The sequence below is a fragment of the Magnetococcales bacterium genome, assembly GCA_015231175.1.
Lineage (GTDB): Bacteria > Pseudomonadota > Magnetococcia > Magnetococcales > DC0425bin3 > HA3dbin3.
In genome coordinates this window covers 17,537-41,746 of record JADGBZ010000025.1, presented here as the reverse complement: position 1 = coordinate 41,746, position 24,210 = coordinate 17,537, and the positions used below count along the sequence as shown (strand labels likewise).

General features: G+C 58.5%; 19 protein-coding genes. 8 read left to right on the top strand and 11 right to left on the bottom strand.

The window, feature by feature from the left end; all coding sequences use genetic code 11:
- Nucleotides 1-225 precede the first annotated feature (225 nt).
- Nucleotides 226-2,520, bottom strand: a complete 2,295-nt coding sequence (locus HQL63_07530) for a DNA internalization-related competence protein ComEC/Rec2 (protein ID MBF0176681.1) — start codon at nt 2,518-2,520, stop codon at nt 226-228.
- A 1,186-nt stretch (nt 2,521-3,706) separates the two neighbouring features.
- Here HQL63_07530 and HQL63_07525 point away from each other — a divergent pair.
- Complete coding sequence (locus tag HQL63_07525) at nt 3,707-5,698, top strand: UvrD-helicase domain-containing protein (GenBank protein ID MBF0176680.1); 1,992 nt, start codon at nt 3,707-3,709, stop codon at nt 5,696-5,698.
- 301 nt (nt 5,699-5,999) lie between these two features.
- Here the strand turns inward: HQL63_07525 and HQL63_07520 are convergent, their stop codons facing one another.
- Nucleotides 6,000-6,836, bottom strand: coding sequence for a CZB domain-containing protein (locus HQL63_07520; GenBank protein MBF0176679.1), 837 nt, complete (start codon nt 6,834-6,836; stop codon nt 6,000-6,002).
- A gap of 826 nt (nt 6,837-7,662) precedes the next feature.
- Between HQL63_07520 and HQL63_07515 the strand changes: the two genes are divergently transcribed.
- Nucleotides 7,663-7,932 carry a hypothetical protein gene (locus HQL63_07515; GenBank protein ID MBF0176678.1) on the top strand — a complete coding sequence of 90 codons (270 nt, stop codon included), beginning with the start codon at nt 7,663-7,665 and terminating at the stop codon, nt 7,930-7,932.
- A gap of 8 nt (nt 7,933-7,940) precedes the next feature.
- On the opposite strand, the gene HQL63_07510 is transcribed toward HQL63_07515, so the two are convergent.
- A complete protein-coding gene (locus HQL63_07510) occupies nt 7,941-8,405 on the bottom strand; it encodes a CHAD domain-containing protein (protein MBF0176677.1) in 465 nt (154 codons plus the stop codon).
- 436 nt (nt 8,406-8,841) lie between these two features.
- Between HQL63_07510 and ppk2 the strand changes: the two genes are divergently transcribed.
- Together ppk2 and HQL63_07500 are read left to right on the top strand one after the other, a co-directional pair.
- Nucleotides 8,842-9,693, top strand: a complete 852-nt coding sequence (ppk2, locus tag HQL63_07505; GenBank protein MBF0176676.1) for a polyphosphate kinase 2 — start codon at nt 8,842-8,844, stop codon at nt 9,691-9,693.
- 56 nt (nt 9,694-9,749) lie between these two features.
- Nucleotides 9,750-10,442: a cytidylate kinase-like family protein gene (locus HQL63_07500; protein ID MBF0176675.1), complete on the top strand. Its 693-nt coding sequence runs from the start codon at nt 9,750-9,752 to the stop codon at nt 10,440-10,442.
- Nucleotides 10,443-10,657: 215 nt separating this feature from the next.
- Here HQL63_07500 and HQL63_07495 read toward each other — a convergent pair whose 3' ends face one another.
- The 3 genes from HQL63_07495 to efp form a co-directional block, all read right to left on the bottom strand.
- Nucleotides 10,658-11,275, bottom strand: a complete 618-nt coding sequence (locus HQL63_07495; protein ID MBF0176674.1) for a thioredoxin family protein — start codon at nt 11,273-11,275, stop codon at nt 10,658-10,660.
- Between the two features lie 96 nt (nt 11,276-11,371).
- Nucleotides 11,372-12,298 (bottom strand): EF-P lysine aminoacylase GenX, encoded by a 927-nt coding sequence (genX, locus tag HQL63_07490; GenBank protein MBF0176673.1) that lies wholly within the window; start codon nt 12,296-12,298, stop codon nt 11,372-11,374.
- Nucleotides 12,299-12,368: 70 nt separating this feature from the next.
- The gene (gene efp / locus HQL63_07485) at nt 12,369-12,932 is read right to left on the bottom strand and encodes an elongation factor P (GenBank protein ID MBF0176672.1); all 564 of its coding nucleotides are present in this window, start codon (nt 12,930-12,932) and stop codon (nt 12,369-12,371) included.
- A gap of 32 nt (nt 12,933-12,964) precedes the next feature.
- Here efp and HQL63_07480 point away from each other — a divergent pair, with 32 nt between their 5' ends.
- Complete coding sequence (locus tag HQL63_07480) at nt 12,965-13,969, top strand: KamA family radical SAM protein (GenBank protein MBF0176671.1); 1,005 nt, start codon at nt 12,965-12,967, stop codon at nt 13,967-13,969.
- Nucleotides 13,970-13,973: 4 nt separating this feature from the next.
- Here the strand turns inward: HQL63_07480 and HQL63_07475 are convergent, their stop codons facing one another.
- Entirely contained in the window at nt 13,974-15,773 is a 1,800-nt protein-coding gene (locus tag HQL63_07475) for a zinc-ribbon domain-containing protein (GenBank protein MBF0176670.1), read from the bottom strand.
- 225 nt (nt 15,774-15,998) lie between these two features.
- Here HQL63_07475 and ftsE point away from each other — a divergent pair, with 225 nt between their 5' ends.
- From ftsE to gcvH, 3 genes are all read left to right on the top strand, one after another.
- Nucleotides 15,999-16,691 (top strand): cell division ATP-binding protein FtsE, encoded by a 693-nt coding sequence (gene ftsE, locus HQL63_07470; protein MBF0176669.1) that lies wholly within the window; start codon nt 15,999-16,001, stop codon nt 16,689-16,691.
- Nucleotides 16,688-17,680, top strand: coding sequence for an ABC transporter permease (locus tag HQL63_07465; GenBank protein ID MBF0176668.1), 993 nt, complete (start codon nt 16,688-16,690; stop codon nt 17,678-17,680). The genes ftsE and HQL63_07465 overlap by 4 nt, the downstream gene beginning before the upstream one ends.
- An 82-nt stretch (nt 17,681-17,762) precedes the next feature.
- Entirely contained in the window at nt 17,763-18,155 is a 393-nt protein-coding gene (gene gcvH / locus HQL63_07460) for a glycine cleavage system protein GcvH (protein ID MBF0176667.1), read from the top strand.
- Between the two features lie 93 nt (nt 18,156-18,248).
- Here the strand turns inward: gcvH and rlmD are convergent, their stop codons facing one another.
- The 4 genes from rlmD to HQL63_07440 all read right to left on the bottom strand — a co-directional run bounded on the left by rlmD (nt 18,249) and on the right by HQL63_07440 (nt 24,176).
- On the bottom strand, nt 18,249-19,532 hold the full coding sequence (gene rlmD / locus HQL63_07455) for a 23S rRNA (uracil(1939)-C(5))-methyltransferase RlmD (protein MBF0176666.1): 1,284 nt from the start codon (nt 19,530-19,532) through the stop codon (nt 18,249-18,251).
- Between the two features lie 223 nt (nt 19,533-19,755).
- Nucleotides 19,756-20,784, bottom strand: a complete 1,029-nt coding sequence (locus tag HQL63_07450) for a flippase-like domain-containing protein (GenBank protein MBF0176665.1) — start codon at nt 20,782-20,784, stop codon at nt 19,756-19,758.
- A gap of 57 nt (nt 20,785-20,841) precedes the next feature.
- Complete coding sequence (locus HQL63_07445) at nt 20,842-22,305, bottom strand: radical SAM protein (GenBank protein ID MBF0176664.1); 1,464 nt, start codon at nt 22,303-22,305, stop codon at nt 20,842-20,844.
- 113 nt (nt 22,306-22,418) lie between these two features.
- Nucleotides 22,419-24,176, bottom strand: coding sequence for a PilZ domain-containing protein (locus HQL63_07440; GenBank protein MBF0176663.1), 1,758 nt, complete (start codon nt 24,174-24,176; stop codon nt 22,419-22,421).
- Nucleotides 24,177-24,210 lie beyond the last annotated feature (34 nt).

Genomic DNA, 24,210 nt, shown 5'->3' with positions numbered 1-24,210 from the left:
GGCGCTGCCCTTGACCCGCAAGGGCGCTGCCCTTGACCCGCAAGGGAGCCAGCCCCCTGGACCCCATTTCGCGAAAATCTTGGATATGAAAGCCTTTGTTGGATATGAAAGCCTTTGTTGGATATGAAAGCCTTTGTCAGGGCTTCGCCCCGAACCCACCAGGAGGAAGGGCACAGCCCTTCCTCCTGGACCTCCATTCCAGTTTTTCAATCGTTTTTTTTCGCTTCAGTCACCTACGCGCTCAAGATGATGACCATCGGAACGAAACATAACCGTTCCATCCTGGTCCGTCCGCCACAACCTGGCCCCACTGGCCGCCCACCGCGCCACACTGGCCGGCTTGGGAAAGCCATAACGATTCCTCGCCCCTACGCTGAAAACCACATGCTCGGGATGAAGCGCCTGAACAAAAATCGGGCTGCTGGAACCAGCACTGCCATGGTGGGGCGCCACCACCAGCGTCACCGGCGCCAATTGACCGCTCCTGGCCAACCAACGCTCCCCGGTGCGCTGCACATCCCCCGGAAATAAAAAACGCCGGGTGTCATGGGTCACCTCCAAAACCAGGGAGCGATCATTCTCTTTTCCCCGCAACGGAAACGGGGGCAGAATGTGAAAATCCAACCCCTCGGCATGGATCGTTGTCCCATCCTGAAAACGCCGGATGAGCGTCCCCTGCCGCTGGGCCATGGCGATGATTTGTTTGTACTGGGCATGGCTCTCCTCCTCCTGTGGAAAGAACCCCAACCAGAGTTCCCCGGTGGGAAAATTGCGCAGGAGTTGTGCAGCGCCGGAGATATGGTCCAGGTCCGGGTGACTCAACACGATGCGTGCCAATTTGCCCACCCCCTGATACCACAGGTTGGCCGAAATCACGCTCTCGCCAATATTGAAACGAGGGGAGACCGGCCCCCCCGCATCGATCACCGACCAATCCCCCGTCGGCGCGTGCAACAACACACTTTGCCCCTGCCGCACATCCAGGACGGAGAGTTGCAGATATCCCAGGGGCGGAGCGGGATGGGGCCAGAACCAGGCACAGGCGGCCACACAAAGGCAAGCCGCCCGGGGCCAAAAGCGCCGCCAGGCGAGCCATCCCACCCCCGCCAGCACCATGAGGGCAAAACCCGGCAACGTGGGACCGGGAAAACGTGTCCAAGCCCCCGGCAGATGGCTGATCCAGGCGGCCCATCGATCAAAAATCTCCAGGCTCCACCCCATGAGGGAGAGAACGACGCCACCCCATGTTTCCGACCAGGGCAACACCATGAGGCCGATCATGCCCAGGGGCACGGAGACGATGCCCACCCAGGGAATGGCAGGAATATTGGCCAGAATGCTGTAGGGCGATCCCTGATGAAAATGGTAGGCGGTCACCGGGGTCAGCACGACGCCAATGGTGATCGTGGAGAGCGACATGGCCCGCATGCGGCCCCGCCAGTCGGGGGCAAAATCCATGTCGCCCAGGGCGATCAGGGTGGCCACGGCGAGAAACGAGAGTTGAAATCCAGCCTGAAACAATTGATTGGGTTGAAAAAATAAAATCAATATGGCCGACATGCCCAGGGCGCGCCACATCTGGTTGCCCCGCTCCACGGCGACGGAGAGCAGATACAGGGTGATCATGATGGCTGCCCTTTGCGTGGCCACGGACCATCCCGCCAGGGAGGCATAGCCCAGCATGAAGAGCATGGCCGCCAACGCCGCCAACCGTTTCACATCCCAGCGTCGTGAAACCGGCGTCAGCATGACCAACAGCCGGCGGAAGAACAAAAACGCCCACCCGGCCACCAGGCCCAGATTGGAACCCGAGATGGCCACCAGGTGGATCAGGCCGGCGCTACGCATGTTTTCGTTTTGGGCCGCCGTGATACGCCCGCGCTTGCCCACCAGAATCCCTTCAACCAGGCCCTGCTGCCGGGGCGCGATGTGGCGCTGCACCCAGGCCGAAATCCGTTGGCGCAAACGATTGATGCGCCACTGGGACGTTTGTTCCACCACCTGGGGCGGATCCCGGGCGGAGCCGTTGGCCTTCACCCCTTGCCGCCGCAGCATGTCGGCGTAGGAGAATACGCCTGGCACCCGATAATCCTCGACGGGGTGGAGCACGGCCTTGCCGGCGATCCGATCTCCTGGTTCGGCGTCGGCGTCGTGGCCATAAATGGACAACTGGATTTGCCCGGCAAACTCTGTTTGTTCCGGCTGCCAGACAAAATCCTCCAGGATCAGTTGGATCGAGTCGTCGCGGTCATTGCGATCGACCACCATGGCGGTAAATTCCTTGCCTTTTTTCCCTTCGGGCAGCAGCAGGGGTGGGTTGCAGGCCTGCCAGTCTTCCCAGTTGGCCGCCACGACCCCCAGAAAAAGCCCGCCGAGGAGCCTCAACCAGCGGGTGCGGCCTGCCGGTGAACCCAGCCAGGTCAGCCAGGTGGCCAGGCCGATGAGGACTTGGAGCCAATGCAGATCATTTTGTGCCAGGGGGGTGTGGGTACACAGGATGATCCCCCCGATCATTGCCATGACCAACAGCCCCATGTGATCCTCGTCGGGATGGAGGTTCAGGAGGAAGGGCAGAGCCCCGAAAAAACGATTAAAAAACTGGGATGGAGGTCCAGGAGGAAGGGCTGCGCCCTTCCTCCTGGCGGGGTCCGGGGCAGAGCCCCGAAAAAACGTCCAAAAAACTGGGATGGAGGTCCAGGAGGAAGGGCTGCGCCCTTCCTCCTGGCGGGGTTTGGGGCGGAGCCCCAAAAAAACGTCCAAAAAACTGGGATGGAGGTCCAGGAGGAAGGGCTGCGCCCTTCCTCCTGGCGGGGTTTGGGGCGGAGCCCCAAAAAAACGTCCAAAAAACTGGGATGGAGGTCCAGGAGGAAGGGCTGCGCCCTTCCTCCTGGCGGGGTTTGGGGCAGCGCCCCAAAAAAAATCGTTTAAAAGACTGGGATGGAGGTCCAGGAGGAAGGGCTGCGCCCTTCCTCCTGGCGGGGTTTGGGGCAGCGCCCCAAAAAAAGCCAGCGGAAAGTACGGACCATTATCTTTTACGATTATTTTCGCAAAATCTGCAATGTGTTCGCATCTTGGGCCTTTTTTGCAAACAGCGCAAAAAAGGCCTGGGAGAAGGGGGGCGTACAAAAACAAAACGGGGCTCCGCCCCGGACCCCGTAAGGGCGCTGCCCTTGACCCGCAAGGGAGCCAACCCTCTGGACCCCAATTCCAAAAAACAATCATGGCTTTGGATATGCCCATTTCACATGCGCTTGCCCTGGCTCAATCCCTTCAACCTTGCGACCTGCGGCCTGTTGTGTCACTGTCCCACGTTCAAAGTTCGGAGTCGCTCCCCCTCCCCTCCAAGAATTCGCCACCCGGTGGCTGGCCAGCCTTACTGCACCTGACGCGCAAGAAAATGTTCCTGGACCCACGCCACAGCGAACCTCCATCCCGGTTTTCAAGCCGAACAATGACCGAAAATTGTAACCATTCAGCACCCTTGCAAGAAAAGCCCGGATTGGGGTAACCATTCAGCACCCTTTTCAGCACCCTTTTCAGTACCCTTTCAAGAAAAGCCTGGATAGGGAAGCCTTTATCAGGGCTTCGCCCCGAACCCCACCAGGGCGCTGCCCTGGACCAAGCCAGGGAGCCAGCCCCCTGGACCCCGATTCGTTGCCAGGTGGTGAATAGTTCCTGAAAATTTTTGCTTTCAGAGGATGCTTGCATGAATGACTCCCTCGCCGAATCCCCTCTCTTGACCGATCTCAACCCACCCCAACGCGAGGCGGTCCTGGTTCGGGAAGGCCCTCTGATGATCTTGGCCGGCGCCGGTTCGGGCAAGACCCGGGTGTTGACCCGCCGCCTTGCCTGGCTGGTGCTGGATGGGGCGTGTCGCCCCGAGGAGATTTTGGCAGTCACCTTTACCAACAAAGCGGCCCGTCAGATGCGGGACCGGGTGGGGCAACTACTGGCCGAATGGGGTCCGTTGCACGGCGGACGATTGTGGATCGGAACCTTTCATGCCCTGTCGGCGCGGATTCTGCGCAAACATGCTGAAATTCTCGGGTTCAATAGCGACTTTACCATCCTGGACCTGGCGGACCAGAAACGTCTGATCAAGACGTTGGCGGAACAGATGGATTACAAAAGCAGCTATTGGACCCATGACCGGCTCGCCAATGCATTCTCACGCTGGAAGGACGACGCCCTGGGGCCCGATGAAATCGGCGAAGAACATGTGCGCAATCCGCGTGATCGGGATGCGGTGCGTTCTTTTTTTCAGGGCTACCAGGATGCGCTGCGCAACACCAACTGCATGGACTTTGGGGATTTGCTGCGTAACTGTCTGGTGTTGTGGCAACGGGAACCGACCATCCTCGAAACCTACCAGACCCGCTTCCGCCAGGTTTTGGTCGATGAATACCAGGATACCAACCTGGTGCAGTATCGTTGGCTGATGCAGTTGTCCGCCCAACATCGCAATTTATGCGTGGTGGGTGATGACGACCAATCCATCTATAGCTGGCGGGGAGCGCGCCTGGATAACATTTTGCGCTTCAGTGAGGATTATCCTGAAACCCGCGTCATCCGACTGGAACAAAATTATCGTTCCACCGGATTTATCTTGCAGGCTGCCGCTTCCCTGATCGGCAACAATCGCGGGCGCATGGTCAAAAGCCTTTGGACAGCCGGTGCTGATGGCGCCAAAGTGGTCAAGTATGTGGCCGAAGATGGCGAAGACGAAGCACGTTTCGTTGCTGACGAAATTCATGGTCAGGCACAGGACGGGGCGTACAACCAGTACGCCATTCTGGTGCGCACCAGCCACCAGACCCGGGCCATGGAGGAGGCGTTGCTGCGGCGCACGATCCCCTATCACATTGTCGGGGGGCTGCGTTTCATGGATCGGGCCGAGGTGAAGGATGCCATGGCCTATTTACGGCTGGTCCACTCCAGCAGGGACAATCTGGCCTTCGAGCGGATTCTCAATGTGCCCCCCCGGGGTCTGGGGAGCGTTGCCCTGGAGACCATTCAAGCTGCGGCCAGGGAGCAGGGGGGATCCTGTTTGGACGCGGCCATCCACCTGCTGGAGCAAGGCGGCACGCTGACGACGCGAACCAAAAAGCCTCTCCAGGCATTCGTGGATTTGATCCTGACTGCCCGCCAACGCCTTGTACACGACCATCCAAGCAAAATGCTGGAACATGTGCTGCTCCAATCGGGCTATGTTGACGCCCTGGAGAACGACGAGCGTCGGGCCGACAAATTGGAAAATCTCCAGGAGTTGAAAAATGAGTTGGGACGCCGCCAAAACCTGACCGAATTTTTGGAAGATGCGGCCCTGGTAGCCGACATGATGGAACAGGCCGACCTGCCAGGCACGGGCGAGAAGGTGCTGATCTCAACCTTGCATGCCGCCAAGGGGCTGGAGTTTGCTGTGGTTTTTCTGGCCGGGGTGGAGGAGGATCTCCTGCCCCACAAGCTGGCCCAGGAAGGTGCCGGCGGGTTGGAAGAGGAGCGTCGCCTGGCTTATGTGGGCATGACGCGAGCCAGAGAAAAGCTCTACCTGACCTATGCCAGGCGGCGCTGGCTGTTCAACCGGCTGGTTTTGGGGCGTCCCTCCCGGTTTTTGACGGAGATTCCAGCCGAGGTGGTGCAGGACCGCACTCTGCGGGTACGGGTCAGGCGTGGCGTGGGCGGGGGTGGTTTTCGTTGATCATCGTCAACGAATCGGGGTCCAGGGGGCTGGCTCCCTTGCGGGTCAAGGGCAGCGCCCTTGCAGGTCAAGGGCAGCGCCCTTGCGGGGACCGGGGCAGCGCCCCGTTTTGTTGTTGTACGCCCCCCCTTCTCCCAGGCCTTTTTTGCGCTGTTTGCAAAAAAGGCCCAGGGGGCGGGCCATGGCCCCACACTGGGCGCGCTTTTCAGCGCCCAGTGTGGGGCGTATTGCAGGTTTTTCAACCGGGAAAGCCTTTGTCAGGGCTTCGCATCATCGAGAATGCTGGCCGTGAAAGCCTTTGTCAGGGCTTCGCATCATCGAGAATGCTGGCCGTCCTGGCTATGGAGTCGGTATCCAGGAGCTGGAATTCGAGCATGGCCAGAAGGTAGATGGTTTCACGACTGAGTTCCAACATCTCGCGGTAGGCTTGGTCGGCCATGGGGCCGTTGTGTTTGCGCAACGCCAATATGGTGGCCGTTGCCTTGTCGTGAAACGCCTTGTGCATCTCATCCAGGGTGGCGATGGCCGGGACATCCTGGTGGCGCCGCATGCCAACGGCATGGATCCAGACGCCGAGGGCGCAGGTTTCAGCCGGTTCGAGGATGGCGTTGTGCCCCCAGTTGCGAAAGGCATCCGGCATGGCCAGCGTCCACCGCAAATGTTGCAGGCGGGCATGGCTGATCTCAAGAATTTTATAATCTTCCGGCGTGGCGAACTGAGGTCCGTCAAACAGTCGTGACAGCAATCTGCGCAGAGGAGGGGGCGGGGGTAACGCTTCCGAAGAGCGATTGTTTTCCAGGGCGCGCAGCTCCATGCGGGTGAGCAGAAGGATGATATCCCGGCTCATGTTGCGCACCTCTGCCATGGCCAGTTTTGGCCCCGGGTGTGGCGATTTCAGGTTGGCAATCACCGACTCTGCACTTTTATGAAACCGCTTGTGGGTGCGAATCAACTCGTGGATGGTGTCATCGGAACCATATTTTTCCACGCCGACGTTGTGCAACCAGAGGCCCAGCTCGCAATTTTCATGAGTCTGCAAGGCGATGTCGCCCTGCCCGGATTGCTCCAGACTTTCCAGCTTCAGTTCCCAATTCAGGTGGACATTGCGTGCTATGGCCAGATCCAAACGCATGTGCATGGGCGATACTCCCTCAAACTTGCGCAAACCGGAGGCTGAATCGCCCCCGCATTGCATAATTTATATACTGAAATATAAATTTTCCAGGGAAAACACACCACCTGCCAGGGAGCCCGCCCCCTGGCGGGGCCTATGACGGTGTCCTGGTGGGGTTCGGGGCGAAGCCCTGGCAAAGGCTTTCATGTCCTGGCTTTTCTTGAAAGGGTGCTGAATCGTTACAAAAAACGTCACCTTTCTTGCGAAGATCTACGCGACGGAGTCATCTGTTTCTATTTTGCTACATAAACCGTAGAACCTTACGAACCTTGTCGGCGCATTGTTACCTGTGACCTTTTGCCTCCTCTCCTTTCTGCCAATATCCTTGAAATTCAGCATGATTCCTAGGCATATCTCGCCATGCCATGCGTAAGATTCTACACACCCTGCCCCCCATCGTTTTTTCCCTTCCATCCATCATCTACGCTCAAGCCATAAAATTGTTTATTGCCCGATCACTGAATGCCGATCAAGCCAGTTTGTGGGCGATCCACTGTGGACCCCTTTCCAGGCCATCTTTCCATCCGCTGGAAGAAAAAAGGAATTTTCCGTTGGCACATACGGATAATATTATTTTATCGTTCATAAATTTTCAAAAAAACAGGCTCTTGCAGAGGGTTTTCGTCTCATGTTTCATAAATTCTATGGGCAGATCATGATGGTTAATATTATTGCAACATATTGTATTTTAAGGAAAACAATTTCCTTGCGCACCTACGCCTCCCCTCTATAATGAAGACATGTTCGATGGAGAGTTGACCGGGTTCATCAGCTTTACGGGAGGGCAAACATGAAACATGACGAGAAACCCCTGATCAAAAATCCGATGGTTCTTATTTTCGTCGGGGCGATTGCCATTATGTTGTTTACCCTTTTTGGGGTGTCCAATAATCCTGGAGAAGTGATTCGAGAAGATGTCAGTCTGGGGCCGATCATTGCGGCGAGTCGCGTCCTGATCCCGCTTTTTGCAACGCTTGGCTTGATCTATTTTCTCTCGACCGTCAAGAAGTGTGATGTTTGTGGCCGGATCCTTTTCTGGAGGCAAAAGAAGGCTCCCTGACAGGCACGTCATCTCATGACGGCGCCGGCGCAGAGGAGTGTATCCCGGTCCTCGACCCCGACCAGAAGACGGGTCAACAAGGGGGTGATCAGGGACGCGTCATTGATGATGCCGAGACACTCCTGAAAATTTTTCAGGTGGCCGAGAAGGTGGCCGACTCCTTTGCAGCCTGGCAGGGTGTCAAAAAATTCCAGGGCGTAACGAAATTTTTTGCACGCGATACGCAGTTGGTGGGACTCCTCGGAAGACATGCGCCCGATCGACTCTCCCTGGCGCAACAGTTTGCCATAACGCCGCGTCAATGCCGCGATGGCAAAGGGTTCGATGGTCAATAGGACATCCCAATCCCGGGCCGGGGCCATCGCACTGGCCAGCCAACGCATCTCTTCGCCATGCCACGCCGTGATCTCGCGGGGAACTGCTCTGCGGAACACCACCAAGGCCGAACGCAACCGCCGCAAGGCAACGCGCATCTGATGCACCCCTTCCGGATCCCCCCCCTTCGTGGGCAGCGCCCTCCCAAAAAAGCACACTGGACCAGTGATGGCGCAAAATGCGTTGGAAAGCCTCCTGGGTGGAGTCGGATCGATGCAGCGCCAAATCCCGGCCTGACAAACCTTTCATGCTGTTCGAGGCCCTGCCAGGGAGCCCAGCCCCCTGGACCCCAATGCGTTGCCGGGTGGTGAATCATGACCTGTCTGGTCCATTTTTCGCTAGAGGTACGAGCGCCCGCACGATGGAACACTTCGGGCCAAATGTCAAAACCCAGCTTCCCAACCTTGTACCCGGTCGCAACGATAGCCAGGCGGCGTGTGCGAGGAGGCCCTCCCCACCTGTAAAGTTGGCTGGTACCTGGAACACATGTGGGGTTAAGATGCAAACTCCACGGCACCTGAGGAATCAATTGCCATGCACAAAGACGATGATCCCCAAAAGTTCGACATCCTTCCGGATATCCTGCTGGATGGAGAGAAGCCACGCGCCTCCCGGGAAGCTCCACACCCCAAACTTCGGAAGATGGGCGTGCAGGATTACCAAGAAACCATGGCTCCTCTGCACATCGAGCTGCTCAAGATGCAAAACTGGGCCAAGGAAAAAGGTCTGCGCGTGGTGGCGCTTTTCGAGGGACGAGACGCCTCAGGCAAGGGTGGGACCATCAAACGCTTCATCGAACATTTGAACCCACGCGGCTACCGTGTGGTCGCCCTGGACAAACCAACGGACAAGGAGCGCTCGCAGTGGTATTTCCAACGCTACGTCGCCCACCTCCCCTCAGCCGGGGAGATCTGCTTTTTCGATCGGAGTTGGTATAACCGTTCAGGGGTCGAACGGGTCATGGGATTTTGCAGCAAGGATGAAGTTCGGGAGTTCCTCCGCTCCGTCCCGGAATTTGAACGCATGCTGGTGGCCTCCGGCATCGTTCTGTTCAAATTTTATTTTTCCGTCAGCAAAGAGGAGCAGTTGCGCCGTTTCAACCGCCGCATGACGGACCCCCTCAAACAATGGAAACTCAGCCCGGTAGATCGGGAATCCCAGGATAAATGGCAGGCCTATACCAAGGCCAAGGAAGATATGTTTTTCTACTCTTCAACAGCGGAGGCTCCCTGGATCATCATCAAGTCGGATGATAAAAAAAGGGCCAGGATCAACAGTATCCGTTATTTTCTGAGTCAACTGGACTATCCGGGAAAAATTCGCTCGCTCCTGAACTACGACCGACGCATCGTGCGCACCGTCAAGGAAGAGACGGGTGTGGATTGATCCATGCCCACGCGCCGCCAACCGAACCAGCCAGCCCTTTCTGAGGAGACCGCCCCGTGGCCAAATTCACCTTGGATGTGATCCAATCCATTCTCACCGCCAACCAGTATCACCCCCCGGTCAAGAGCGAGACCAGCACTCTGGCCAAGCCTCTGGTGACCATGTCGCGCATGTTTGGCGCCAATGGCAGCGTCATCGCCGAGCTTTTGGCCAAAACCATGGGCGTCCAGCTCTATGACAGGGAGTTGCTCAAGGCCGTGATCAAGGAGGCTAAAGGTGACGCCCACATCATGGAGCAATTGGACGAGCGGGCAAACTCGGCCATGGATGAGATCATTCGCGGATTTTTCATCAACCAGGCCGGCGCCAACAGCGACTTTTTCCGCTATATGGCCAAGGTGATTCTCGGTATCTGCTCTTCCGGAGGGGTGATTGTCGGTCGTGGAGCGCACCTGATCATTCCGGTCGACCGCCCTGCCCTGCGCGTTCGCATCGAGGGGTCATTGGAAAAATGTACCCAACGGATCGCCAAGCGCCTGGATATCAAGGAGAGCAAGGCAGAAAAAATGATCATTGAAAAAAACCGCGAACGGGACAAGTTTGTGGAAAAAATCGCCCGCAAATACCCCTCGCCCCGCGCCTATTACGATCTGACCATCAACACCGATTTCCTGGAGCCCGAACGGGTGGTACGGATCATCCTGGTGGCCCTGCGCGAGGTCGGGTTTCCCGTTCCCACATTGATCTGACAGGCTTTGCGCCCCTGCAAGAAAAACCTGGATTTGAAAGCCCTTGTCAGGGCTTCGCCACCCTTGCAAAAAAAACTTGGATTTGAAAGCTTTTATCAGGGCTTCGCCCCGAACCCCACCAGGAGGAAGGGCACAGCCCTTCCTCCTGGACCTCCATCCCAGTCTTGCAATCGTTCTTTTTGAGACGGACTTTGCCAGGGCTTCGCCCCCCCGTGTCAATTTGGCGCCACCCCCCTCCACTTGATGCTGCATCCTATGGAGGGGTTTTGGACTGCGGCTGGAGGGCGCCCATCCAGAATCTGCAAGATGGCATCCTTCAACTCCTCGCGACTCACGGCAGAGGGATCACGCGGGCTGTCATCCAGGCGACCACGATAGGCAAGATGCCGATTGGCGTCGTACACAAAAAAATCAGGGGTGCAGACAGCGCCATAGGCCATGGCAACCTGTTGCGTCTCATCAAACAGGTAGGGAAACGGATAGGCCTTCTCTGTGGCCCGCTGCCGCATGTGCTGAAAATCGTCCTGAGGATAGCTGGTCGGATCGTTGCTGCTGATGGCCACAAACTGAACGCCCCTCGGCTGAAGCTCCCGCGCCAGACGGAACAAACGATCCTCGACGGCCTGCACATAGGGACAGTGGTTGCAGATGAACATGATCACCAGCGCCGGGGCGCCCCCATACTCGCGCAGGGAGTGATCCCTTCCATCCACGCCTGGCAGCAAAAAATCTGGCGCCTCTGAGCCCAAGTTTCCCGGCGGTGTCTGTAATAGTGCCACGGCTTCCACTCCTTGAAAATTTTTAAAGACACGTATCCATACCAAGGATTTCATGTCCGTGCTTTTCTTGAAAAGGCGCCAAAAAGGTGCCGAATCGTTACCAGCACCTCCGTAAAAGGGCGCTGAATGGTTGCAAAGACACGTCACTGTTCATGACCCTTGTGCATCGGCAGGAAAGGCCAACACATCCTGAATGCGCGCACATCCCAAGGCCAACATGACCAACCGATCCACCCCCAGGGCAACGCCGGCGCACTCCGGCAAACCGTGCCCCAAGGCGGCCAAAAATTTGGCATCCACCGGCAGGGGAGACAGGCCTTGGGCTTGGCGTCGCATGTTGACCCGTGCCAATCTTTGCCGCTGTTCCGCAGGGTCGGTCAACTCCTGGTAGCCATTGGCCAACTCCACGCCATCGACATAGAGTTCACACCGCCGTGCCACCGGCGGGGGTCCGGGATCCACCTGGGCCATGGCCGCCCTGCTGGCAGGAAATCCGGTCACCAAAACCATGCCTTTTTCCAGGGCCAGAGCCGGTTCGATCCACTCGACGAACAACAAATCCAGCACGCCATCTCTGTCCAGCCCCTCCGTTGGCGAAGTGGTCCGGGCAGCAAGCTCTTCCCAGGTAGCGGCGTCGGGATCCACCAGAGCATGGCGCCGATACAACTCCCGCCACGTCAGAGTGCGGGGCGCCGACCGTGCCACGAAGTGCCCGACAAGCTCCGTCACCTCCCCCATCAGCTGTTCCAGCCGCCAACCCGGCCTGTACCATTCCAACATGGTAAACTCCGGATTGTGCCAACGGCCCGCCTCATCCGCACGAAAAACCCGGCAAATCTGGAAGATGGCGCCATAACCCGCCGCAACCAGGCGTTTCATGGTGGCCTCCGGGGAGGTGTGCAAAAATCCTCCCGCACAGGGGAGAGGCTCCAGATGAGCCTCGGGCACCACTTCCGGAGAGAGCAGCGGAGTCTCCACCTCCAAAACCCCCCGCTTGGCAAAAAAACGCCGCACCTCCGCCAAAATACGCGCCCGACCCGCCAGGATTTCCCGGGTCGCCACTGGACGCCAAGCCAAGCCGTCCCCACCCGCTTCTGGAACAAACGTCACCAACACCCCTCACCAAGCCATGGATGCACGGGGTCGATCAACCCTTCGCCCGTTCGACATACTCCGCCGTCCGTGTATCGACCTTGATCCGCTCTTCCTGGTTGATAAAGAGTGGCACCTTGACAATGACCCCTGTTTCCAAGGTAGCCGGTTTGGTGGCCCCGGAGACGGTGTCCCCCTTGATGCCGGGTTCGCAATGAACGATGGTCAGATTCAAAAAAGGTGGGGCCTGCACGGCAATGGCCTTGCCCTGCCACAGGGTGACGGCGTAGGTTTCCTGCTCCTTGAGCCAGTTGACCGTATCGGAGACCTCGGTCGCGCCCAGGGCGACCTGTTCATAAGTCGCCGGATCCATGAAGTGCCAATGATCGCCGTCCTTGTAGAGATACTGCATATCCTTGTCAACCACATCGGCCTTGGAGACGGTTTCGCTGGATTTGTAGGTGCGGTCGATCACCCGGCCATCCATGAGATTTTTAATCCGAATCTTGGTGAAGGCCTGCCCTTTGCCGGGTTTGACGAACTGGGCGGAAACGATGATCCACGGCTGACCGTCGATCTCCACGCGGGTTCCAATGCGCAACTGGTTGTGGGTCAGCATGACATCCTCTTTCAAAACAGGTTATAAGCGGCATGACGACAAATCAGGCGGGGCAGTATAACCCACTTCCGCATGCAGGGCATCCTTCCATGCCCGATGCCGCCTCGACCGATGGATTTTTGGCCGAGCCGGCCAGTTGGGATGGAGCCATGCCGGACACAGCCGTCATGGAAGCCCACCAACGCTACCCCATGCGTTTTCCCCGTGCCTTTCTTGCCCATGTCGCCCAACATGATCCTGCGGACCCCCTGTGGCGGCAAGGGTACCCATCCGCCGAGGAGTTGCTGGAGGTGCCCGGATTCAGCGCCGATCCCCTCCTGGAGGGGCAACACACCCCCCTGCCGGGCATGATTCAAAAGTATCCGGACCGGGTTCTGCTCCTGGTCTCCAACCGTTGCGCCATCCATTGCCGCTTCTGTTTCCGCCGCCATCGCCGGGAAGAGAAGATCCCCCCTGACTGGCGCCCGATTCTCACGGCCATCCGACAGGATACCCGCATTCGTGAAGTCATCTACTCGGGCGGCGACCCTTTGATGGCCAGCGACGCGGAGTTGGCCGCTCTGACCCGCCATCTGGCCGACATACCCCATTTGCGCCGTTTACGGATTCACACCCGTGTCCCGGTCGCGCTACCGGAGCGCATCACCAGCGACCTGCTAGCCTGGTTGACCGGCAGTCGTCTGCAACCGGTCGTCGTTCTCCATGTCAACCATCCGGCTGAATTGGGAGCAAGCGCCCGCACCGCATTGAGATCTCTCGCGAACCACGGCATTCCACTCCTCCAACAGGCCGTCCTGCTGCAAGGGGTCAATGATTCGGCCACGACCCTGTTGGAACTCTACGCCGCTCTGATCGACCTGGGGATCATCCCCTACTATCTGCACCTGCTCGACCCGGTGGCCGGCGCGGCCCATTTTCAGGTGACACCCGAGCGTGGCGTGGAGCTGCTCGCCTCGCTGCGAGAGCGTCTTCCCGGATACGCCATCCCCCGCCTGGTACGGGACAACCCGAATGGGGGCGGCAAGGAAAGGCTTTAAATGACTAATCGCGAGCTTTCCCGGACTGTTTCTCCTGGATCGCGCCCTCCGCACTTTTTTCTGCCTTTTTCTCCGGCTCCCCGGTCACAGCCTTGTCCTTGGCGTCCTTCTTGTCGGGCTTGTCGGAGCTCTCTTTGGCATCATCGAGGTCCACCTTGAAACGGACCGCATTTCCGGAAGGATTCAGAAAGATGGCCTGGAAACCGATGTCGCTGTCAGCCTTGATGGTGGGTATGGTCTTGACTTGCCGGGTGTCCGCCTGCAAGCCCACCAGGACATGCAACGACTCGTCGCTGATGTCAAAATCACTCTCTTTCAAAACCCGTCCAGGAACAATCTGGACCGACTGGAGAGGTTTATTCTCCTTGTCGAGCAGGGAGACCCGAACCTTGCGGGCTTTTTGGCCCATTTTGGTCGCATTGCGCAACTTCCCCTCCAGGAGCAGCATGGGCTCTCCATCCCGGGTGGTGCGCCAGTGACTCTCCACGGCAGCCAAATGAATATCATGGCTCATGGAGTAGATGCGGTATTCAAACCACTCGGTGCTTGACACCAAACCAAAAACCCAAAGCCCGGCGAGAAACAGGGAGGTCCAGAGAAGAATTTTACGAACTTTTGGCGTTTCAAAAGGAAAACGGGGCGCTTCCTCCTCCTCTTCCGCCAAATTTTCGTCAGGTTGCGGTTCCGGTTCCACATCGGCAACAAAGTTGGGTTGACCACCAGACGGCTTTCCTTGCAGCGCCAGTGCAGCCAGATCCGCATCCCCATCCTGTTCCGCTTCATCACGCTCCGCCCGTGCGGAAACCCGGGTGTCATCATCCAGGTCAACCTCTTCGTACCGGGACAGATCCTCCTCATCCAGCATGGAACCCTTCGCGACTCCGTCATTTTCCAGAAACTTTTCGTCCGGAAAGTCGTCCAGCACGATCTCTTTGAGATCCTCCCCCGAGTCTGCCGGGGTCGACAAATCATCGAAGACTGGTTCCTGGTCCTCCTCCTCGCTTGGGGCGCCACTCTTGCCCTTATGGAGATCGCCGGAGAGTTGACTCAAAACCGTCGCGACATCTTCCTCCCCCTCCTCATGCAGCAACTCCCCGGAGTTCATCTCATCGAGCAGGGATTCCAGGCTTTTTTCACTGCCATCCCTTTTATTGTTGCTGGCCTGATCCTCCTCGTCCAGGAGCAGGTCATCCACATTATCCAGATCAAAATCACTGGCATCCAGATCCGGTTTTCCTTCCAGATCCGTTTCCATGTCAGGCTCGCGATCTGGATCGGACCCAGGTTCCGGCCCGGATTCAGGGGATGCATCCTCCGCTTCCTGCGGAGTTCGCTCTGGATCGTCAGCCTGCTCCAGATCCAAATCCAGATCCAGATCCTCATCCGTCAACCCGGCACCTTCCTGAACGGCAGCCTCTGCGGCAGCGGCCTCCTCTGGAGCAGGCTCTCCACTCACCTCGGAAGGGATGGAGACGTCGGACACATCACCATCTGATGCGGGCTCCGCCGGGGGGGCGGGCGCTGTCGTCACCTGGGGGGGGGCGGGAACTTGTTTCGGATCGGATTGTTTGGGCGCCTTGGCTGCCGATGCACTGGCCGCAGCAGGGGATGGCGTTTTCCCCGAAGGGGAGCCCGCAGGTGATTTGGTATCAATCTCTCCCGCAGACTGTTGGGCTTCAGGAGTCGGTGGCATCTGGAAAAAGACGTGCTTGCACATCGAGCACCTCAACTTGCGCCCGAGCGGCAGCAACACCCTGTCATCGACATCAAACCGGCTGCTACAGTTCTCACACTGAACGATCACTGGTGACTCCCGATCTCGTCAATCCCTGACTCTCCCCTGGTGAGATGGACTATCCCCTGGTCCGCCATAACGTAATCAAAAGCCGTGCCAACGGGAGAGCAGGGCCATCGCATTTGACATGGGCATACCCGCCGAAGAGGATGGCGGCTTGAGATCGGTCCCGAGGCGAGTTACCATGGGCCTGGACACCCTGCCCCCGGCCTGCTCATGACAACATGGATCGTCCTGGACATGATTCAGTTTCACAACGTCACGATGCGCTATCCCACTGGGTATGAAGCGTTAAAGGATGTCTCCTTCGCCCTGGCCAAGGGATCGTTCCACTTTCTCGTCGGTCATTCCGGCGCCGGAAAAACATCGATCCTCAAGCTGATCTATCGGGCGGAACTCCCCTCGCAGGGTACGGTGGTGGTGGGTGGACGCAACGTTGAACGGTTGACACAAAAGCAGATTCCGGCCCTGCGCCGCAGTGTGGGGGTCATCTTTCAGGATTACAAGCTGTTGTATGACCGTTCCGTCTACGAAAACATTGCCCTGGCCATGGAGGTGGCAGGACGGGATCCGGCCAAGATTCCCGGGCAGGTGACCCGAACCCTGGAGTATGTCGGCCTGAAGGAGCGCATGCATCAAAACCCCATCTCCCTTTCGGGGGGTGAGCAGCAACGTGTCTCCATCGCCCGTGCCATCGTCAATCGTCCGCCCCTGGTCATTGCCGACGAACCCACCGGCAATCTTGACAAGGGCATGGGACGCCGCATTCTGGCCTTGTTCCAGGCCCTGCATCAGCAGGGCACCACCATCCTGGTGGTGACCCACGACGTTGATCTGGCCGATGAGTTGGGCCATCCGCGCATCGAGATGGAAAATGGCCGCATCACACATCTTCCCCCTTCCTCACAACCCGAGGTGGCCTCTTGAGTGACGATGTCAGCCGCCGCACCACCTCAACCGAAAGCTCCAGCAATCCAGGACGCAGCATGACCACCTCAGCTCCCGTTCTTCCACCCGTCACCGGGGGATTTCACTTGCGTGCCATACGCCGTGCCTGGCGTCTTTTTCATGCCGGCTCTCTTTCCCACTGGACAACGGCCACGATCATCGCCATTTCCCTGACCATCTTTGGCGCCCTAACCTTGTTGCTGACCAATGCCGATACCCTTCTCAACCGTTGGCAGGGTGACAACCTGGTCACCGTTTTCACCAAGTCCGGCGTCAACGTCTCCCAGGTAACCCAGATGTATGATCGCCTCGCCGGCAACAATCTGGTGGATCCGGTCACCTTGCGCATCGTCACCCCGGACATGGCCATCACCCGCCTGAAAAAAATGCTGGACACCGAAGCGGGTCTGCTGGACCAGTTGGAAGACAACCCCCTGCCCCACACCATCGAATTCAAATTGACCCGCAACAACGCCCAACGCACCGGCTTGGTTGCGCGGGAGATCCTCACTTGGCCCGGAGTCGAATCGGTCTCCTATGACAGGCAATGGGCCGATCGCATGGCCGCCGTCATCCGCATGGTCCGTTATCTGGGGCATATTCTCTCTCTGCTGCTGCTTTCAGCCGTGGCATTGATTGTCTCCAACACGATCAAACTGACCATCATTGCCCGCAAGGATGAAATCGAGGTCATGCGCTTCATGGGAGCCACAAGCGGCTTCATCAAGGCGCCGTTCATCTACGAGGGGGTGTTGCAGGGGGTTTTGGGAGCCACCGCAGCCATCGCCCTGACGGGTCTGCTCCATCTGGGCGCCGTGGAGGTGATCAAGGATCTGGGAGCCTCCTTTGGGGTGTACCTGGAGTTCCACTTTCTTCCGCTGACACAACTGGGGCTGATCCTGGTCACAGGCATCGGCCTGGGCCTCATCGGCGCCATCCTCTCTCTCTCCCGCTTCCTGAAAATTTGAGTATCGCTTGCAATTGTACGCAAAAACAGGTCAAATAGCCTCCGTTGCCTTCTCACCACACCAACTGAATAGGATGCCTTGCATGACAATCACCCCCCCTGATCTCAAATACACCAAGGAACACGAGTGGGGCCGCGCCGAAGGGGGAGATGTGGTCGTGGGCATCACCCAATACGCCGCCCAGCAACTTGGCGATGTCGTCTTTGTCGAACTTCCCAAGATCGGGGCCGTACTCACCGCTCAGGCCCCCTTCGGGGTGGTGGAGTCTGTCAAATCCGTCTCGGACCTTTTCGCCCCCGTCTCTGGCACGGTCACCGCCATCAACGAAGATTTGCTGGCCGCGCCGGAAAAGGTCAACGAGGATCCCTACGGCGCCGGCTGGATGGTCCGTATCCGCCCCGCCGACCCCGGACAGATGGACCAACTGCTTTCGGCTGAAGCCTACCGCTCCCTGTTGGCCCAATCCGATCACTGACGCACCGGCCACACCCCGACCCGTTGGCCCAATCCGGTCACTGACGCATCGGCAGTGTCCCAAATGGTTTGGTCTTCAGTCCGGCTTGCGCTTTCACCTCCTGAAAAGCGCCACCGTTTCGACGTGATGGGTCAGGGGGAGCATATCGAACGGCTGGATGTGCTCCAACCGGTAGCCGTTGTGTATGAGGTGGGCTGCATCGCGGGCGAAGGTGGCCGGGTCACAGGAGACGTAGATCACGCGATCAACCTGAACATGACCGAGCGAGGCCATAACCGCCCTGGCGCCGGTGCGGGGTGGGTTGACTAGGCACAAATCCGCCCCCGCCAATTCGGGAATGTCGAGGGGGTGGTGACCGTCGAGACTCAATTGCCGGAAGTTGAGTGTATCCATCTGGTTGGCTCGTGCATTCTCTTGGCCTCGTGCGCTGGCTGGCCCGTACCCCTCCACACCTGTGACGCTTGCGTAACAACGTCCCAGGGGAAGGGTGAAGTTGCCTATGCCACAAAACAGATCCACCGCCCGATGACCTGAACCGGCCCACGCCAAGGCCTGTGCCACCAGGTGCCGGTTTTGCACCAGATTGGCCTGGGTAAACTCCCCGGGACGGAAGCGCAGCGTCATCCCTGCCAAGGCATACAGTGGGTCGGGTCCAGGCAGCAGAGGGGAGAGGGTGTGCTTCCGGCCACTCTGCAACCAAAATTGCAACAAACCCTGCTCCCGGGCAAACCCCCGCAACCGGTCCCGATCAGCTTTGGCGAGGGGGGCCAGGTGATGCAGCGTCAACGCCGTACCGTTTTCGCCCTGCACCCCATCCACCTGAGGCAAACGATCCGGCGCGGTAAGTTGCTGCAAAACCTGCCGCAGAGGCGTCAGCAACGCATCCAGAGCGGGATGCAGGATCGGGCAGTGGGGCACATCCACCAGACGGTGTGAGCCAGGGGCAAAAAAACCCAACAGGGTGTTCCCCTGGATGCACCGCACCTTGAAGCTGGCGCGATGCCGATAACCCGTCTCGCAAGGCGAAGGGCGCAAAGCGCCCGTCAACTCCGCCGCGTTTGTCACACGACCGAGTCGTTGCAGCGCCTCCAGCACAAAGCCGTGCTTGGCCTGCTGGCGCGCTTGCGGGTTGATGTGCTGCAACTGACAGCCACCGCAGCGACCATAAAGTGGACAGAGTGGGTCGATCCTGTCGGGACCGGGATCCAAAACCGCGATCACCTCTCCCCGCTGGTAGTGCCGGCCCACATGGGTCAGACGCACCCGCAGCCGCTCCCCGGGAGCGGCATAGGGGACAAAAACTGCACTGCCAGCCTGAAATCCCAGACCATCACCACCGGCAACCAGCCGCTGGATGGTGAGCTCCACCTCGGACACACTCACCCTCCACCCCCGGAGAGTAACCGCTCGGCACTCCTTCCAGAAAGGCCTGGACATAAAAGCCTTTGTCGGGACTTCGCCTTGGACCCTTCAGAAAAGCCTGGATATGAAAGCCTTTGTCTGGGCTTCGCCCCGAACCCCACCAGGGCGCTGCCCTGGACAAAGCCAGGGAGCCAGCCCCCTGGATCCCGATTCATGGTTACCCCAGCGAAGGGCCTGTTCATGCACTGCCCTGCGCCTCCGGACGCAGTTTGGCCAGGGCGCGTTCCAGACCCAGGCCGGGAAACTCCCGATTGAGGCAATAAAAACCGGCCAACAGCTCAGGAACCAGGGATGTGATGTGGTAGAGCACCCCAAACACCGCCGTACGGGCCGCCATCTCCGGCGTCTCCAGCGCCCCTGCCGGCAACGTGATGCTCAGGGAGAGGTAGGCGACAAATTCATAGATGCCCATACCCCCCGGCGCCGTCGGTATGGCAATGCCGACAGCCGTCAAAAAGATCAACACAAAGGCGGTGTGCAGGGGAGGAGCCGGTGTAAAGCCCATGGCATACAGCAGGGGCATGAAGGCGATCACCAGGCAGCCCCACATGAGCAATGTCCCCAACAAAGCCCGCCCCGAATGGCGCCAATGGCCCAGTGTTTGAAACCCCTGCGTGATACGTTCCAGCAACGCACTCACCTTGTCGGCCATGGTGCGTGGCAAAATCACCCCAACCATCCGCAACAAGAGTGACCGGCTTTGCAAAAAAACCAACAATCCCACCACCAGAACCATCAACAACGCACCGCCCAGAATCAGCGATTTGTCCAACAAGTGGTGATGCAACCCAAGCCCGAGGATGGCCACGGCTGAAATGGTCATGACCGAAAACATGTCGAAAAGACGTTCCACCACCACCGTGCCAAAGACAGCCGCCCGGCTGATGCCGATCTTCCGTCCCACCCGATGGGAGCGGACCAGCTCGCCCACCTTCCCCGGAATCACCTGATCCACCAGGGTGCCCAGGGACATGCCGGAGAAGACGGTCCACAAAGTGACCTGACCGTCCAGGGCCGTCAACAAGGCCCGCCAGCGCCAGGCCTTGAAGAAGAGCCCCAAACCGACGAGCAGCGGCACCAGCGCCACCCACTCAAAGCGGGTCGATCGCAGGACGCTCCACAGCGAATCGGTCTCGACATGACGAAAAACCCAGTAGAACAACGCGAGGCTGAGGATCACCGGCAAGGCTTTGCGCAACCAGGACATGGCCATTTTCCTTGTCAATCATGCGTGCTGTTTTCGGCGCTGCGTCCAGACAACCCGCTACCTGAAGAGTTTTAAAAAACCATTGAATTTAATCTTGAACTCAAACCAGGAGCGAATGCCCAGAAGGCTGCGCAGTATGTATTGCGGGCGCATGTAAAAGCGGCGATACGCCTGACGTTGCAAATACATTTGCCGCTGCACCGGGATATGCTCTTCCCAATGGTCCACATGGAAACCGGGTTTTGGATCCAGCGCCCAGCGTTGCCAGCGTGCACCATCGATCAAGCCTTTTTGGCTGGCCTGATCATACAAGGCGGTATTGGGATAAAGATTCAGGACGGAGATTTGGCAGTAGTCGGGATTCAGGCTGTGGGCAAAAGCCAGATTGTTTTGGATATCCGCCTCGGTGCGTTCAAAGGGAAGCCCGATCATGAAATCGGCCACGGTCTTGATGCCCAACTCATGACACCATTGAAAAACCTTTTGAATCTGGGAGACATCCGTGCCTTTTTTCAGGGCTGCAAGCCCCGCATCCGTGGAGGTTTCGACCCCGAAGGAGATCATGCGACAACCGGCCCTGCGGGCGCGTTGCAGCGACTCCCGGGTGACCGTATTGACCCGGCCACGAAAATCCCAGTGAAATGTCAGCCCACGCCGCTCCACCTCATCACAAAACTCGATTACCTTGCGCGGTGAAACGTTGAACAGATCGTCATAGAAGTGGATCTCCTCGTACCCCATGGCCAGGCAGGCTTCCACCTCATCCATGACGCTGACCGTGGAGCGGCGGCGATATCGCTTGTAGGGAACATCACAGAAGGTACACTGATAGGGACATCCCCGGCTGGTGATGATGGTCGCCAAACGGGCGCTGATACCCAGGACGCTGTGATAGTCGATATGGCTGATGAAACGACGATCCGGAAAAGGCAGGGAGTCGATCTCCTCGATGTACCCGGGCATCACGCCCAGGCTGCCCAGAAAGCGCTTGTCGTGGAAGTCCCGCTCCCGCCAGCCCTGGATGGAATCCCGGGTATAGACCCCCTGAATGCCGGTAAAATCCCTGCCCTCCTCCAGGGCCTTGACCAGTTCCGTAAAAGCCACCTCTCCTTCTCCGACGATGATGGAGTCAAACTCCGGCAATTGCGCCGCCTCGAAGGGAAAGGCGATGGGGTGATGCCCTCCCATGCACAGGTGAGCGCCGGGAACCACGGCACGCACCGTGCGCGCAACCTGGATCACATCGAGCAGAGAGATGGTAAAACTCGAAATACCCACCACATCGGGCTGAATGGCACGCACCACCCCTGGCAGCTCCGCATGGGAAATCCGTTCACCGACGCAATCCTTGAAGTAAAGCGCATGCCCGGTGGTGTGTTCCTGTAGATAGGTCAGGACATACAACGCACCAAGGGGTGGAAATGCCCCAAAATCATCGGCCTCAAGATACCCCTCCCCCTCTTCGTTCGGGTATTCGACCACGGTGTTTTCATCGGGAGGGTTGAGGATCAGGATTTTCATGAAAAGCAACGCCTCACTGCGGTTCGATTATCGCCTGTGACCAGAGTCGGCATCCTAACCCATTCGACACACCTTGACCACATCCCCTGGGACAGGGAGTTCTTCCTGACTGGTCATATGCTCGGCAGACAATCAGACACCAGGTGCCACAACCGCTCCTGATCTTCGGCCTGAATCACGGTGACCCGGCACCAGATCGAGTACCATGTGCCCTCTTCCTTCTCCACTCCGACCGCAGCGACGATGCCGACACAGGCGAGCCAATACCAGGGGTCTTCAGGAACCGCAAAGCGCAACCGCAGAATTTCATCGACGACCGGGGGAGGCGCTGGAACCAAAAAATGGACGACCGGTCCCTCACCCGGTCCCATTTGGACCGTCACCGGCGTCATGGCGTAACCCAGCAGCGTCACCATATCCTGGCGAATGACCCATTTGACCAGGGCTTCCAGGTCGTCTCCCAATTTTTGCATCTGCTTGCGCGCCCGGGCTTTCTCCTTGCGTCGCTGCAAAGCCAGGCACGTCCCCAACTCCTTGCGCACCATGCGCATGTGCTGTTCGACATCCTGGACCCTGGCCTGGCGGCGTGGGTCCAGAATCTGTTGCAGCACCTTCAGATAACTCTGGAACACCCTGCAACAGGCCGTGGTCGATTCGACATCCTGCCCCGCCATGGCCACCACCAGCAGGTCAATCCGCTTGATGATGGCCTGGAACGGATCCTCTTCATCACTCACGACGCTACGGGAGCTGACAGCCTCCAGCAGGGAACGCAAGCCCACGATGAGGCGTGCCAGGCGGGAATCGGTCTTATTGAGATCTTTGATATCAGCAACAAATTTTTCCCGCGCCTGGACCCGTGTCGGCAAGGCGCGATCGTCGGGAAATTTTCCATCGCGCACCATGCACTCTTTGATCCATGCCAAAAGCCCCGGCGCAATGCTCTCCCAATGGAACGGCAACGTCACCTCGACGGTCTGGGTACCTGGCGTGTAGGACTCCTCGAAAATATTCTCTTCGTCCCAGGCGGGGGGGTCGGGAAATTTTTTCGCCTCTGTCACGGCATTCTCGTGCTCTTCCCGCCAATCCGGCAGCCACACCCGTTGAATGGCTCTCTTCTTGCCGAAAAACTGGCCAGGCCTGGGGAGAACATTCCTGATCCGCGCCATGCGCTGTAAAACGCCGACAATTCTTTGCGTGACCTGCCCACCCCTCTCTTCCAACGCCGTGGGCGCCCTTCTGAATGCCTCACGGGTCACCGGTGTTGGATCGGTGACGCTCCCCGCCTGATCGCGGGCATCCGCCCGGGGTGTCTGCGTCAAACCGCCCCAGGAGACCCGCTTGTCACTTTGCGAGCGCAGCAAAGCGTGTTGCGCCTGGGTGATGTACTGCACAAGGGCATCCTGATCCTGGGCAGCGATCATCATGAATTCACAAAAAACCTGCTGCCTGTCACCACGCCGGTCGATGCCCTTCGTCGCACGGACCCGCACCACCCGCGCCACGCTTGTGAGTGTCGGCAACTCCGCACCCAATATCATGAACTGCAAAACCAACACGGCACCCTGGCTGAAGCCGCCGTGATGGAGCAAAAAGGAGAGCCCCCCACCACTGACATCGCCCCGGACATCCTCCACCATCCCTTTCACAACCCCGGCGGACTCGGTCTGCACCCTCCCCGATGCAGCGGACGGAGAAGCAACCCCCTCCCCCAGACCCATCTCCTGCTGGAAAGGCAACATGCCCGTGCGGGAAAAAAACGCCCGCGCCGTCTGCTCCGCCTGGCCATCCAGATGACGCCAGCGCACCGACAACCAACAGGGCATGCGAAAAAAATTTCTTTGTTGAGCACTCATCACGCTGGAAATCATGGCGGAAGTCCACCCGCTTGGCAACCCGAAACCC

Coding starts and splice junctions, on each gene's coding strand:
- gcvH (MBF0176667.1), top strand. CDS start 17,763: ATGACAATCACCCCCCCTGATCTCAAATACACCAAGGAACACGAGTGG.
- HQL63_07480 (MBF0176671.1), top strand. CDS start 12,965: ATGACGACAAATCAGGCGGGGCAGTATAACCCACTTCCGCATGCAGGG.
- HQL63_07445 (MBF0176664.1), bottom strand. CDS start 22,305: ATGAAAATCCTGATCCTCAACCCTCCCGATGAAAACACCGTGGTCGAA.
- HQL63_07520 (MBF0176679.1), bottom strand. CDS start 6,836: ATGCACATGCGTTTGGATCTGGCCATAGCACGCAATGTCCACCTGAAT.
- HQL63_07525 (MBF0176680.1), top strand. CDS start 3,707: ATGAATGACTCCCTCGCCGAATCCCCTCTCTTGACCGATCTCAACCCA.
- HQL63_07515 (MBF0176678.1), top strand. CDS start 7,663: ATGAAACATGACGAGAAACCCCTGATCAAAAATCCGATGGTTCTTATT.
- HQL63_07495 (MBF0176674.1), bottom strand. CDS start 11,275: ATGAAATCCTTGGTATGGATACGTGTCTTTAAAAATTTTCAAGGAGTG.
- HQL63_07440 (MBF0176663.1), bottom strand. CDS start 24,176: ATGATTTCCAGCGTGATGAGTGCTCAACAAAGAAATTTTTTTCGCATG.
- HQL63_07450 (MBF0176665.1), bottom strand. CDS start 20,784: ATGTCCTGGTTGCGCAAAGCCTTGCCGGTGATCCTCAGCCTCGCGTTG.
- HQL63_07510 (MBF0176677.1), bottom strand. CDS start 8,405: ATGCGCGTTGCCTTGCGGCGGTTGCGTTCGGCCTTGGTGGTGTTCCGC.
- HQL63_07530 (MBF0176681.1), bottom strand. CDS start 2,520: ATGGCAATGATCGGGGGGATCATCCTGTGTACCCACACCCCCCTGGCA.
- efp (MBF0176672.1), bottom strand. CDS start 12,932: ATGCTGACCCACAACCAGTTGCGCATTGGAACCCGCGTGGAGATCGAC.
- ppk2 (MBF0176676.1), top strand. CDS start 8,842: ATGCACAAAGACGATGATCCCCAAAAGTTCGACATCCTTCCGGATATC.